The 13,504-nt window shown below is 39.2% G+C and carries 10 protein-coding genes; 1 reads left to right on the forward strand and 9 read right to left on the reverse strand.

From position 1 onward, the window contains the following. Positions 1–26: 26 nt before the first annotated feature. From MKY08_RS19440 to MKY08_RS19470, 7 genes are all read right to left on the reverse strand, one after another. Complete coding sequence (locus tag MKY08_RS19440; RefSeq protein ID WP_069509617.1) at positions 27–1,163, reverse strand: CamS family sex pheromone protein; 1,137 nt, start codon at positions 1,161–1,163, stop codon at positions 27–29. 131 nt (positions 1,164–1,294) lie between these two features. Beyond that, positions 1,295–3,292 (reverse strand): NAD-dependent DNA ligase LigA, encoded by a 1,998-nt coding sequence (gene ligA / locus MKY08_RS19445; protein WP_069509614.1) that lies wholly within the window; start codon positions 3,290–3,292, stop codon positions 1,295–1,297. Positions 3,293–3,306: 14 nt separating this feature from the next. Then, complete coding sequence (pcrA, locus tag MKY08_RS19450) at positions 3,307–5,559, reverse strand: DNA helicase PcrA (protein WP_069509610.1); 2,253 nt, start codon at positions 5,557–5,559, stop codon at positions 3,307–3,309. A gap of 31 nt (positions 5,560–5,590) precedes the next feature. Further along, on the reverse strand, positions 5,591–6,280 hold the full coding sequence (locus tag MKY08_RS19455; protein WP_069509607.1) for a heptaprenylglyceryl phosphate synthase: 690 nt from the start codon (positions 6,278–6,280) through the stop codon (positions 5,591–5,593). A 109-nt stretch (positions 6,281–6,389) separates the two neighbouring features. Further along, positions 6,390–6,710, reverse strand: coding sequence for a YerC/YecD family TrpR-related protein (locus MKY08_RS19460; protein ID WP_004225717.1), 321 nt, complete (start codon positions 6,708–6,710; stop codon positions 6,390–6,392). A 16-nt stretch (positions 6,711–6,726) separates the two neighbouring features. Beyond that, positions 6,727–7,779 carry a DUF3048 domain-containing protein gene (locus MKY08_RS19465; protein ID WP_081327876.1) on the reverse strand — a complete coding sequence of 351 codons (1,053 nt, stop codon included), beginning with the start codon at positions 7,777–7,779 and terminating at the stop codon, positions 6,727–6,729. An 86-nt stretch (positions 7,780–7,865) separates the two neighbouring features. After that, positions 7,866–9,587 carry an adenine deaminase C-terminal domain-containing protein gene (locus tag MKY08_RS19470; RefSeq protein ID WP_069509601.1) on the reverse strand — a complete coding sequence of 574 codons (1,722 nt, stop codon included), beginning with the start codon at positions 9,585–9,587 and terminating at the stop codon, positions 7,866–7,868. A gap of 311 nt (positions 9,588–9,898) precedes the next feature. On the opposite strand from MKY08_RS19470, the gene MKY08_RS19475 reads away from it, so the two are divergent. Further along, entirely contained in the window at positions 9,899–10,342 is a 444-nt protein-coding gene (locus tag MKY08_RS19475) for a YgaP-like transmembrane domain (protein ID WP_069509597.1), read from the forward strand. Between the two features lie 84 nt (positions 10,343–10,426). Here MKY08_RS19475 and purD read toward each other — a convergent pair whose 3' ends face one another. Next, complete coding sequence (purD, locus tag MKY08_RS19480) at positions 10,427–11,683, reverse strand: phosphoribosylamine--glycine ligase (protein WP_069509594.1); 1,257 nt, start codon at positions 11,681–11,683, stop codon at positions 10,427–10,429. A 193-nt stretch (positions 11,684–11,876) separates the two neighbouring features. Next, positions 11,877–13,403 (reverse strand): bifunctional phosphoribosylaminoimidazolecarboxamide formyltransferase/IMP cyclohydrolase, encoded by a 1,527-nt coding sequence (gene purH / locus MKY08_RS19485; protein ID WP_024364464.1) that lies wholly within the window; start codon positions 13,401–13,403, stop codon positions 11,877–11,879. Between the last annotated feature and the right edge of the window lie 101 nt (positions 13,404–13,504).

The following is a 13,504-nucleotide window of genomic DNA, read 5'->3' on the forward strand; positions in this document are numbered from 1 at the left end:
ATAGCCAGCACAAGGCTGACTATTTTTTACTCATACACGTGTACATATGGGTCTTTATCATTCGCTTCTTTCATAATTAAAGCTTCTGGACCATTAACCGATGTAATGCTCACTTCGACATTGATATTATCAAATTGATTGATAAGGACGCCCGTCAAATATTGTGTAAAACCTATAATTTCAGCCGTGCCGAAAAATTGGATTGGAATTTCAATTGAGAGCTTTTGTATTTTTTTATTTTGATAGAAGCCAGTGCCAATTACACTTGTATAGTTAGAAAAATATTTATCAACATCTTGTTTGAAGTTTTTAAAATTATTACTTACATCTCGATAAGCATCATGTGTGTCATCTGTAGGGAACATCACATATTCTTCATCAAGCGCCTGCCAATCGCCAATATCATTTTGCCCTTCTTTGGCAACACCATAAGTAAAATAAGTACCTGGAATTATTTCATTGCGCGCTCGCTGTTTAAATAGCCCAACGACAATCGGTACATCTTTTAGTTCATCACGTGTACGCATACGGGAAACGATTTCAGCCGCCATCTTTTTGCCTTGTTCAATAAGAGCAGACTCCGGAATAGGCTCCTCGTAATACTCCCCATATTGTTCTTTCTGATAATAATAAATAGAATTCAAAGCGAGCCCGATGGAAATACCACCTAGTTTTACTTTGTTATCATCCGTTTTCTTTAAGTAGTTTTGCTCTACAATATGGGCTAAATAAATAGGCGCTTTTGTTGCACGTTCTTCTGGCGTCATGGCGTCTGTTGTCGGAGGGTTTAACCCATCCTCCGTTTGTGAACTACGCGCTAACCAGGAGCTTACTGTGCTTTCAGCTAAATATTGCCCTTCTTGGAAGTAATAATTTTCTGTGTCAAACTCATTTTGAGAAAGACGCATTAGCCCTGTTTCAACTTCCTTCATATCATACTTCGTGTAAATATTCGAAACAACTAATCCACGGCTTGCACTTTCTTTATATGGAATGAGTGTTTTATAAAAAGATTCATCAATCTGTAGACTAGGAATAATCGTTGTTTCCGCTTTTTCCTGTTGCGTTTCCTGTGTAAGCTCTGTCTCCTTCTTATTCGAAGGCACACAGCCGACTAGCATTGCAGCAGCTACAATTGCTGGAATGAGTCGAAATGACTTCATTATGTTAGTACCCCTTTACTAATATCAGATTCGTCTTGGACAAATTATATTTGACGCCACTAATTTTTGGGCGCAAATATTCTTCATGCTTTACTGTTTTCTTGCGTTATGAAACTTTACTTTAAATGATGTTAAGTCAGTTGCTCAATTAGGTCATCTTCGTTCCAAATTTCAATGCCTAGTTGTTGTGCTTTCGTTAGTTTGGAACCCGCATCCGAGCCAGCAATAACAAGGTCTGTTTTCTTACTAACACTGCCTGTGACAATTCCACCTAACTCTTCTATTTTCGCCTTTGCATCGTTCCGTGTCAATTGCTCAAGTTTACCAGTTAATACGATTGTTTTCCCTGCGAATGGATTGTCTCCAACGATTACTTCTACCTTTTTGCCTTTATACGTCATATTGACACCCGCTTCAGCAAGTCGCGTAATAACAGCACGAGCATCTTCATTAGCAAAATACTCAACGAGCGACGAGGCCATTTTATCGCCAATTTCATGAATCGCAACAAGTTGTTCCTCAGATGCAGCCATAACCGCCTCCATCGTCTCAAATTCCTCTGACACGATTTTCGCTGCCTTTTCTCCAACATGTCGTATCCCTAACCCAATCAATAGACGTTCCATCGAATTGTCCTTAGATGCTTGAATAGCTTTCACTAGGTTGGTAGCTGATTTCTCACCCATTCGTTCCAACTCTACTAATTGCTCCACTGTTAACTGATATAAATCGGATACATCATGAATTAAATCAGCGCGCAACAGTTGCTCGACAACTTTCTCTCCAAGCCCATCAATATTCATGGCGTTACGGGAGACAAAGTACTTGATGCTCTCTGCAATTTGGGCAAAACAAGCTGGATTCACACAGCGTAAGGCAACCTCCCCCTCAATTCGAATAAGCTCACTATCACATACCGGGCAATTTGCCGGCATTTCGTAAGGAATTGAATCTTCTGGACGTTGCTCTAATAATACCCCGACTACTTGAGGAATAATATCCCCAGCTTTTCGGATAATGACGGTATCTCCAATGCGAATATCCTTCTCGCGGATTAAATCTTCATTGTGTAGGGAGGCGCGTTGCACTGTAGTTCCAGCTACCAGTACGGGTGCTAAAATCGCAGTTGGTGTGACAACGCCAGTGCGCCCTACTGTTAAATGAATATCAAGTAATGTTGTGACAACTTCTTCTGCTGGGAATTTGTAGGCAATTGCCCATCTTGGACTTTTTGCCGTATAGCCGAGTTCATCTTGCTGTGCAAAACGGTCGACTTTGATAACAATACCATCAATTTCATAGGCTAAATTCGGTCTGTTTTCTGTCCAATATTCAATAAAGGACAATACTTCCTCAATGGACGCGCAACGTTGACGCTCCTTATTTGAAGGGAAGCCGATTCCTTCTAAATAATCTAGCATTTCGCCATGTCCATCAATTCCGTACGCCTCACCATCTCCCCCAATTGCATAGATAAAGGTTGATAATTGACGACTTGCGGCAATTTTAGGATCTAATTGACGCAATGAGCCAGCGGCGGCATTGCGAGGATTTGCAAATAATTCTTCGCCATTTTCCGCTCGCTGGGCATTCAATTTTTCAAATGATTTTTTAGGCATATAGGCTTCGCCACGTACTTCAATCGTAATTGGTTCTTTTAAGCGCAGTGGCACAGCACGAATCGTTTTTAAATTTGCTGTTATATCTTCCCCTACAACGCCATCACCGCGTGTAGCTCCTTGTACAAAAACACCATTTTCATATTTTAATGAAATAGCAAGACCATCTATTTTTAATTCGCAAACATAAGAAAAGCGATCGCCGATTGCTTGACGAATTTTACGGTCAAACTCTTGTAAGTCCGCTTCATTAAATGCGTTTGACAGACTTAGCATCGGATAATCATGCGTCACTTTTTTAAATCCTTCTACGATTGCACCGCCTACACGCTGTGTCGGAGAATCAGGATAAATAAGTGAAGGATTCGCCTCTTCTAATGCAATGAGTTCATGTAATAGTTGGTCATATACACTATCTGCAACTAGAGGATTATCTAGCACGTAATACGCATGCCCATATTCATGCAATAATTTATTTAACTCCGCTATGCGCTGTTCAATTTCATTCATTTAAGTTCCTCCGCTTACGCTTTTTCAATAGGTGCAAATTGCGCCAATAGTCGCTTAATACCGATTGGTTGTGGAAATGCGATATCAAGTTCTGTACTATCACCTTCACCTTTTACGCTAACAACCATACCTGTTCCCCATTTTTTATGAATCGCTTTATCCCCAGCCTTCCAACCGAATTGGTCGCCTCCAGTTGCTTGCAGGCGTGCAGTTGCTGGTTGTGTATGCTGGTGCGCGCCAAGTGTGCGTTTTGAATACCCACTAGACGAGCGATTACTTGATGCAAATGGTACTTCAGGTTTTGAACCACCTTTGGAAATTGACTCTAAAATGTCCTCTGAAATTTCACGTAAGAAACGGGAAGCATTGTTAAAGCTTGAACGACCAAAAATCGTACGAGATTGTGCACATGTTAAATACAACCGTTCCTCTGCCCGTGTAATGCCAACATATGCCAGGCGTCGTTCCTCTTCCATTTCATCGTTGTCATCTAAAGAACGAGAGTGAGGGAAAATATTTTCTTCCATGCCAATAATGAAAACGACGGGGAATTCTAATCCTTTTGCGGCATGCATCGTCATTAAAATAATATTTCCTTTTGATGCATCTTCCTTGTCAAGCGCATCGATATCGGCAATCAGAGCTAAGTCCGTCAAGAAGGCGATTAAGCTCTTATCTTCACTGCGTTCTTCAAACGCTTTTGTTACAGATAAAAATTCCTCAATATTTTCTAAACGACTTTCCGCTTCAATGGACTTTTCGTTTTGTAACATCGCACGATAGCCTGATTTCTCAATTACTTGTTCTACGATTTCCGTCACAGATAAGTAATTTTGCATTTCCGTAAAACCTTTAATCATGGCATAAAAATGTTCTGCTGAAGCAGCAGCTTTTCCTGTTAGTCCCATAAAGATTAGATCATTCATCGCATCAAAAATGGAGCGATCCTGATCAATTGCATAGCGTGCCATTTTTTCAAATGAGGTAGCACCAATACTGCGCTTCGGTTCGTTGATAATACGCGCAAGCGATAAATCATCGTCATTGTTGGCGATTAGACGTAAATACGCCAATAAATCCTTTATTTCTTTACGGTCATAGAATTTTGTACCACCCACAATTTGATACGCCATATTGGACTTCACAAGCACTTCTTCCATCACACGAGACTGTGCATTTGTACGGTATAAGATGGCGAAATCATCAAATGAACGATTTTCCTTCTCCATAAGCTGTTGGATTGTTTGCACGACAAACTGCGCTTCTTCCTGCTCATTATATGCTTTATATAAAGCAATTTTTTCACCATGTGCATTTTCTGTGCGCAGCTCTTTCGGATAACGGCTTGTATTATTTTGAATGACGTCATTTGCCGCTTGGAGGATGCGCTTTGTAGAGCGATAATTTTGCTCTAGCATAATGACCTTAGCATTTGGATAATCTTTTTCGAACGATAAAATATTGCCAATATCAGCGCCTCGCCAACGATAAATGGATTGGTCGGAATCCCCTACGACACAAATATTTTTAAATTTTTTCGCAAGTAATTGCACTAATAAATATTGCGATTTATTAGTATCTTGATATTCGTCAACATGAATATATTGAAATTTATTTTGATAGTATTCTAATACTTCAGGTACTCGTTTAAATAAGGTAATCGTTGTCATGATTAAATCATCAAAATCTAGTGACTGATTGCGTCGTAATCTTTTTTCATAGCCTTTATACACACGGGCAACCGTTTTTTCATACGGATTATGTTCATTGATTTGCGCTGCATATTCATCTGCAGTTATGCATTCATTTTTTGCTGAACTAATCGCATTTAAAATAGCACGTGGTTCAAAACGCTTAGGGTCAATATTTTCATCTTTTAAAACATTTTTAATAACTGATAGCTGATCTGTCGAATCTAAAATCGAGAAGTTGCGTGAAATACCTAGTTGCTCGATATTACGGCGCAAAATGCGTACACACATCGAGTGAAATGTGGATACCCACATGCTGTCGCCCGTTCCATTTCCGAGAATACCATCTATCCGCTCTCTCATTTCACGAGCAGCCTTATTCGTGAACGTAATTGCTAAAATCTTTGATGGGTATACTTCTTTTTCTATGATTAAGTACGCAATACGATGTGTTAGTACTCTCGTTTTGCCCGAACCAGCGCCTGCCATAATAAGCAATGGGCCTTCAGTTGTTTTCACTGCTTTTTCCTGTTCGGGGTTCATACCTACTAATAAGTTTTTTGTTAAATGCTCCATTTCGCACCGCCTTACAAACATTTGTTCTTAATTATATCGCATTTTTTACAGCCTTAACAGTCGAAAGTGCAGCTTTTAAATCCTCATATATAATATTTCCCACAACTACAGTATCAGCAACTTGTGCCATTTCAGCAGCTTGCTTAGAAGAAGTTATGCCACCACCGTAAAAGAGCTTTGTATTTTGCAATTCACTTTTCACCGCACGCACGATTTCAATATCGCCATATTCTCCGCTATATTCTAAATAAAATACAGGCAGTTTAAAGAAGTTTTCTGCCATTCGTGCATAGGCCACTACATCATCCGTCGATAAATCGGTATTCGCTTGTGTTACTTCTGCAACTTTACAATTTGGATTTAAAATACAATACCCTTCAGCTACTAACTCATCCCAAACCATAATATCGCCATATTCTTTAATAGCCTCATGGTGTAAATTTTTAATCCATTTCGGGTCATCACTATTTAACACCGTTGGAATAAAATAATAGTCATAGCCAGGCGTTACTGCATCAATTGTTGAAATTTCCAGCGCTATTGGTACTTCAAAGCGACGCACACGGACAAGCAAATCTAATACGCCATCTAATGTTACGCCATCTGTGCCGCCAACCAAAATAACATCCGTTCCAGATTCACAAATTTTTTCTAGTGCTTCATCCGATATGTCCTTTGCTGGGTCTAACTTGAACACATGTCTCCACTCTAAATAATCCATCTATTTTACCACCTATCATTTTCTATCTATTCGTTTACAAGTATAGCTTATGGCTCTCTACAAAAAAATATAAAAGACTGAGCAGAAACTCTACCCAGCCTCTTACCTACTATTCTTTTGGTGCTTGAAACGGCTTTTCATCTGGATACAAACGACCTAACATTTCATCATATGTATCGTTACCATAATCAAAGCAGCGACGTACACGAGAAATTGTTGCAGTACTTGCCCCTGTCTCCTTTTTAATGGATTCATAGGTTTTCTTTAAACGTAATAAATGTGCTACCTCAAAGCGTTGTGCTAGTGATTGAATTTCACTAATCGTACATAAATCATCAAAAAATTTATAGCATTCTTCAATGTCCTTCAGTTCTAGTACTGCTTTAAATAACTGATCTGTTTGATGCCCTCGAATTTTTTCGATTTGCATACAGTTTTCCTCCCTCTTAAGGCTGCGTTTTCACCATTGCTTGTAACCCTGGTGAAGCTGGTACGAAATGAATCCATGACTTTCCTGGAACGAGCTTTACTAGGTCACCAGATTCTTCGACAGCCATTGGTAATCCATCGATATTAGCCCATTTTACTTCTCTTAAATAACCATTTTGAAATACATACGCATTTCCACCAGAGGTTAAATCAATATCTTGACGACCTACATTATCAATTGTTTGGTGATTCATTTCAAAAAATAAAACATTTGCAAATGATAATGCTTCGCCTGTCAACATATCTTTCGTTTCCACGCCTGCCGATTGTCGTCCATAACGATTTGTTTGATGATCGTACACATACGTATTGTGGAAATAATTACTATTCCCATAGCTAATGTCAACTTGACTTGTTTCAACGCCTATTTTACCACGTTCATCGGCTTCATAAAAAGCCTGATGCACTTTTTCACTGTAATTCATTGAAGCGCCTACTTTTTCGGCACCTTTTAATATATTTTCAGAGGTAATATAAGAGTTATGTGGCGCTACGCGATCATTCGAGCGTTTAAACAGTGTACCATCGTAATTCATACCATTTATATTATCCACGACATTATTGCTAAGCATTGATTTTGCCTCTGGACTGTAGCCATGTGCAACATAAAATGCCCCAAAACCTTTTGCCATATCTACAAAATATGAACGTGCACTTCGTACTGGGCCAATGTTTTCTGGTAAATCGCTTTGATAGACTGCTAGTAAACGCGTAACGTCTCCTTCAGCTAGCATTTCATAAATAATATCTGCTGATGCCAAACCTGATTGAGGGCGTGCGGCAGGATGATTATTAATGGTTACTATAATTGGACGCTGTGTTACTTCTTCTTCAACATTCTCTCCTGTTAACGGAGCCACAAATGTCTCTTGCTTTGCAGGCTCTTCGATAGCTGGCTTGTCATCTACTTTCGTTGCTCCCTCATCTGATTCAGACGCATCTTTTGAACATCCACCGATGAACAAGGCGCTTAATGCTAAGCCAACTAGTAGTTTTTTTGATTTTAACACTTGCATTACTCTCCTTTAGTCAATGCCGCTCTGATGTAATGTCTACTTGCTGGTGCTCTGGCGCTACATAAATTGTACTACTTTAACTACCGCATTACTGCTGGTAATAATAATTTATTCTTCAGGACATCAAAAATCCCTTTTGGTGTTATTCGAATATACGGCAAATGTGTAGATTGTAAAAATAGCAAAGTATAAATAGCGTCTCCTAAACGATAGCCACGTTCTGCCAATGCTTGTTTTAAATCAAGCTCTTTCACTGTCAGTTCCTCCATATTCCCTTGATACAGAATACCACCGATAGTTAACGGAACAGATGCTACGACCTCTCCTTTTTCTACAAGCACAATGCCTCCACGCATTGCCTTCATCTCTTCAAATGCCTTTTGCATATCGTCTTTATTTTTCCCGATAAGCAAAATATCCCCAGTATTTGAATAGGAGGAGGCAAAACCTTGAACGTTTGTGGCAAAACCTTTAATCATCGTATTAACATGCCAGTTACCATTTCGATTAATCAGCATTAAATAACTTTCATCATGGTTTGCAAGCTGCCCTTCTCGTGTAATCAATGAATTATAAGGTTTCGTTATAACGTCATTCACTAATTCAATTCCAAATGGCATTGAAAATTGGAAATCATGAGAAGTTAGCGAAAAGTCCAAATCAAAAGAAGGAATTGCTGAATAATCTATGTCAGCAAAACGATGCACCCGTTCGCCATCACGCTTTAACCAAACACCTTTTGATAGTACACTTTCCGGTATTGGATGATATTCATCTTGTAGAATATTTAGTGAGGCAAAGCGTCCCGTCGCAATAAAACCATGTAAGTTTGACATATTGTAATAACGCGCAACATTGTAGGATGCCATTTGGTAAGCATCGATTGGTGAAACTCCTGCATCTAATGCGACTTGAATACATTTATCCATCACACCATCCTGATGGAATGAAGGCGTTGAGCCATCCGTTGTCATCATGAGATGGTCGAATATCGGTAGTTGTTTTTCTACGATTCCTTTCAATAGATTTGGTAAATCTGGACGAATCGAAGAATGACGAAGCGTTACCGCAAATCCTTGCATAATACGACGTTCTACTTCTTCCACCGTCATGGCTTCGTGGTCTCCATCTGCACCAAGTAATTTCATCCGCGCTAAAGTGCGCTCTGATGCGCCTGGAAAATGACCTTCAATCTTTTTGCCATATCCTTTCGCCATTTGCATGCGATAAAGCATTAAATCATCACCATGTAGTAAGCGTGGCCAACCCGTTAGCTCTCCACCTAACAATACATCGTCACGTTCTAACCATTCTAAAATAGAAGTGTTTGAAAAAATTTCTTCCTCTTGCTCCATTTCAGTTTGTGAATCAAAGCGCGTCCACCAATAGAACGAAAACGGTAATTTCTTTAAGTCATCTAATATTGAAAACGCTTTCTTGTTTTCTAAAGATAAGACGAAGCTTAAATTATCCGATATAAAAGCTGTAGTTCCAAGTTGCCCACAAAAATCAGCAAAGGATTGAGGATGATACAACTGGAACGGATGAACATGTGGTTCAATGTAGCCAGGTACAATCGTTTTATCCGAACAATCCACTATTTCTGTTCCATCTATTAATGGAGGCATTTTTTCTCCCGCATAAACGATACGGTCTCCTGCAATCCAAATATTCCCTATCACCCATTGTTTCAGCATGCTATGTAAATAACGTGCATTTTTTAAGACAATATTAGGCGATTTTTTGCCATCTATAACAGCTAAATGCTGACGCAATTCCGTAATTTTCCATACCGGATCCATGTAAATCGCTCCTTCCTAATTTGCGTAAAATTTCATTGTGTAATTCCTACTTGAATTCACATACTACTACTGCATAAACGCTTTTGCATTCATTGTGCATATGGATGTATTGGCGTTCGCATTTTGAATAGGACTCACAAGTTGACGCCTTTCAAAATCCGAGCCATGTTCATCTTCATTTCAGATTATCTGCAACATGAAGCAAAATAATGCTTTATGCAATCATCTTGTTTTAATCGTAACACAGCACTTTCATAAAGCAAAGTGCACCCCGCTTTATTTTTTCCACTATGACTAAAGGAGGAAACGATATGATGCAACAAGCAAATCTTAGTGATAAAAATGCCTTTTGCCGCTTTGCCCTTGGCACAAGTATGACGGCATTTGGTATCGCTAAAGTTTCAAGAAATCCTAACTGTTTGAAAAGTCGACTGATGATCGCATTAGGGGCAATGAAAATGGCTGAGGGTATTTTTAAATATTGTCCTGCAAAGGCAATGTTAAACTCAAATGTGGAAACTGCCATGAACACCTCTATGCAAAGTATGTTCAGTGGGCAAAATTCTATGTCTTCTGAACAAAATCCAATGTCCTCTGAACAAATTGGTAAGCTTATGAAGGATTTCTCCTCTGCGATTACTGGTAACTCGTCAGATATAACTGCAAGTTCTTCTAACTCATCTGACACCAGCACTTCAAACCAACATTCCTCGGACAGTAAAAATTCTACAACAAAAGCACAAAATCCTTCTTAGTCAAAGAAGCCGTCTCAATACAAATTTGAGACGGCTCCTTACTTTTTAGAGAAATGAAAAGTCTATGAAAAATATTTGTAAATGTTATTTAAATGTACGCCAGCCAATATCTTTGCGATAGAAGAAGTTGTTCCATTCAACTGTGGCAATACCAGCATACACTTTTTCTTGTGCTTCTTGTAAGGTAGATGCTTTTGCAGCGACAAGTAAAACACGCCCACCATTCCCTACATACTTTCCATCTACAAACTTCGTACCTGCATGGTAGACTGCATGTGAAGCTGATAATGTTTCTAAGTTCGGTAACGCATTTCCTTTTTCCACATCACCAGGATATCCTTCAGCAGCAATAACAACACCTAACATCGCTTCATTTGACCATTGCAAATCAAATGGTTTTTCCTCCATTAATGCGTTCATAAAGGCACCGAAATCGGATTGCATGCGTGGCAGGACGACTTGAGTTTCTGGATCACCGAAGCGCGCATTGAACTCGATTACTTTAGGACCCGTTTTTGTTAAAATGAGACCTGCATACAAAATACCCGTAAATGATACCCCATCTGCTTCCATTCCTTTAACAGTCGGCTCAACTACTGTTCGATAGGCGACATCCACTACGTCCTGCGATATTTGTGGAACAGGAGAATATGCACCCATGCCACCTGTGTTTGGCCCTTTATCGCCGTCATATGCTCGTTTATGGTCTTGAGCAATCACCATTGGATAAATTTGTTCTTTATGTACAAAAGACATAAAGGAGAATTCTTCACCATCAAGGAATTCTTCAATCACGACACGAGATGAAGACTCCCCGAAACGCTGATTCCCGATCATATCCTGTACGGCATCAATCGCTTCTTCTTCTGTCATAGCTACTACTACACCTTTACCAGCCGCTAAGCCATCTGCCTTAATAACAATTGGTGCACCTTGGGCTTTAATATAGTCAATCGCTTTTTCTGATTCTGTAAATGTTGCATGTGCAGCCGTAGGAATATGATATTTATTCATAATATCTTTGGCATATGATTTACTACTTTCAATTTGCGCTGCTGCCTTCGTTGGACCAAATACGCGTAAGCCACGTTGCGTAAAGAAATCAACAATCCCTTCTGCAAGTGGTTGCTCTGGACCAACAAATGTTAAATCTACTTCGTTTTCTTTTGCAAATTGTGCAAGTCCTGCAAAATCCATTGTGTCAATCGCAACAACTTCTACATCTTCTCGCATCCCATCATTACCTGGCGCTACGAATACTTTTTTTACGGACGGAGAAATGCTAAATTGTTTGGCAATTGCATGCTCACGACCGCCACTTCCTATAACTAATACGTTCATAATTAGTGAATCCTCCTCTTTAAGAGTAAGAGCTGTCTAATAAGCGGCTCTAAGTAAATCCTTCGAATCTCATGTGAGTTAGAGCATTTATATGCTTTTATAGAAAAAATAGTATACTAGAAACGCTCCCAGTATACTATTTTCCTTATTAGGACAAACCCTTTATTATTTGTATATTTTTATATAGCGATGATTAATGCTTGAAGTGACGTACGCCTGTAAACACCATTGCAATGCCGTACTCATTTGCTTTATCAATCGAATCTTGGTCTTTAATAGAGCCACCTGGTTGAATAATGGCTGTAATTCCTGCCGCATGAGCCGCTTCTACTGTATCACTCATAGGGAAGAATGCGTCAGATGCTAAAGCAGCACCTTTTGCTTTATCGCCAGCTTGTTCGAAAGCGATTTTCGCAGCACCTACACGGTTCATTTGACCAGCGCCAACACCTAATGTCATTTGAGAATCTGTTACAACGATTGCATTTGATTTTACATGTTTAACTACAGCCCAGCCAAGTTGTAATGCTTCCCATTCTTTGTCAGTAGGCTCTCTATCTGTCACGACTTTAATGTCTGCATCACCAAAGCCATAGCTATCTGGCTCTTGTACAAGTAAGCCACCTTCAACAGAGACAACGTTAAATTGATCTTTTTTAGCTTGCTCAAATGGAATTGTTAATAAGCGAATATTTTTCTTTTGTGTAAGAATGTCTAATGCTTCTTGCGTGAAAGATGGCGCAATAATTATTTCTAAGAAAATATGGCTTAACTTTTCTGCCGTTGCCGCATCTACTTCCATGTTCAATGCAATAATTCCACCAAAAATAGATGTAGGATCGGCTGCATATGCTTTGTCAAAAGCTTCTTCTAGCGTTACACCTGTACCAACACCACAAGGATTCATATGCTTTACAGCAACTGCTGCAGGCATTTCAAATTCTTTGACGATTTGAAGTGCGGCATTACCATCTTGAATGTTATTGTATGATAATTCTTTTCCGTGCAATTGCGTAGCATAAGCTAATGAGAAATCCGAACCAAGACGTTTTTGATAAAACGCTGCTTTTTGATGAGGATTTTCACCGTAACGTAAGTTTTGCTTTAATTCATAAGTAAGCGTTAAGCTTTCTGGGAATGCTTCCTCTGTTAAGTGATTGGAAATATAAGAATCATACGCTGCTGTGTGACGGAAAACTTTTGCTGCTAGCTTACGACGCGTTTCAATCGTTGTAGCACCCGTTGCTTTCAGTTCTTCTAATACAGTTGCATAGTCATTGCTATCTACAATTACTGTTACATATTGATGATTTTTAGCTGCTGAACGTAGCATTGTTGGACCACCAATATCTATATTTTCGATGGCATCATCCCATGTTACATTAGGCTTTGAAATTGTTTCAACAAACGGGTAAAGATTAACACAAACAATTTCAATTGGTTCAATTCCATGCTCATTCATTTGCGCTTGATGAGAAGCATCATCGAATTTCCCTAATAGTCCACCGTGGATCATTGGATTTAAAGTTTTTACACGCCCATCTAAAATTTCTGGGAATTTTGTTACTTCATCCACTGCTGTTACTGCGACATTATTGTCCTGTAACATTTTTTTGGTACCACCAGTTGATAAAATTTCATAACCTAATGCCACTAATTCTTTTGCAAATTCTAAAATACCATCTTTATTGGAAACACTGATTAATGCACGTTTTGTCACAACGAAATCCTCCTAATTTGTCTCGTGTAAAACCACGAATTATCGATCCATCTTGATTTAGCGGCGTTAGGTGCTAATTGAACGACTCGTTCTACTTGAGC

Source organism: Lysinibacillus sp. FSL M8-0337, from assembly GCF_038593855.1.
GTDB classification, from domain to species: Bacteria; Bacillota; Bacilli; order Bacillales_A; family Planococcaceae; genus Lysinibacillus; species Lysinibacillus sphaericus_D.

Bases quoted from the DNA above. Each gene is read 5' to 3' on its own strand.
- ligA (WP_069509614.1), bottom strand. From the start codon at position 3,292: ATGAATGAAATTGAACAGCGCATAGCGGAGTTAAATAAATTATTGCAT.
- MKY08_RS19470 (WP_069509601.1), bottom strand. From the start codon at position 9,587: ATGGATCCGGTATGGAAAATTACGGAATTGCGTCAGCATTTAGCTGTT.
- MKY08_RS19440 (WP_069509617.1), bottom strand. From the start codon at position 1,163: ATGAAGTCATTTCGACTCATTCCAGCAATTGTAGCTGCTGCAATGCTA.
- purD (WP_069509594.1), bottom strand. From the start codon at position 11,683: ATGAACGTATTAGTTATAGGAAGTGGCGGTCGTGAGCATGCAATTGCC.
- MKY08_RS19455 (WP_069509607.1), bottom strand. From the start codon at position 6,280: ATGGATTATTTAGAGTGGAGACATGTGTTCAAGTTAGACCCAGCAAAG.
- pcrA (WP_069509610.1), bottom strand. From the start codon at position 5,559: ATGGAGCATTTAACAAAAAACTTATTAGTAGGTATGAACCCCGAACAG.
- MKY08_RS19460 (WP_004225717.1), bottom strand. From the start codon at position 6,710: ATGCAAATCGAAAAAATTCGAGGGCATCAAACAGATCAGTTATTTAAA.
- MKY08_RS19475 (WP_069509597.1), top strand. From the start codon at position 9,899: ATGATGCAACAAGCAAATCTTAGTGATAAAAATGCCTTTTGCCGCTTT.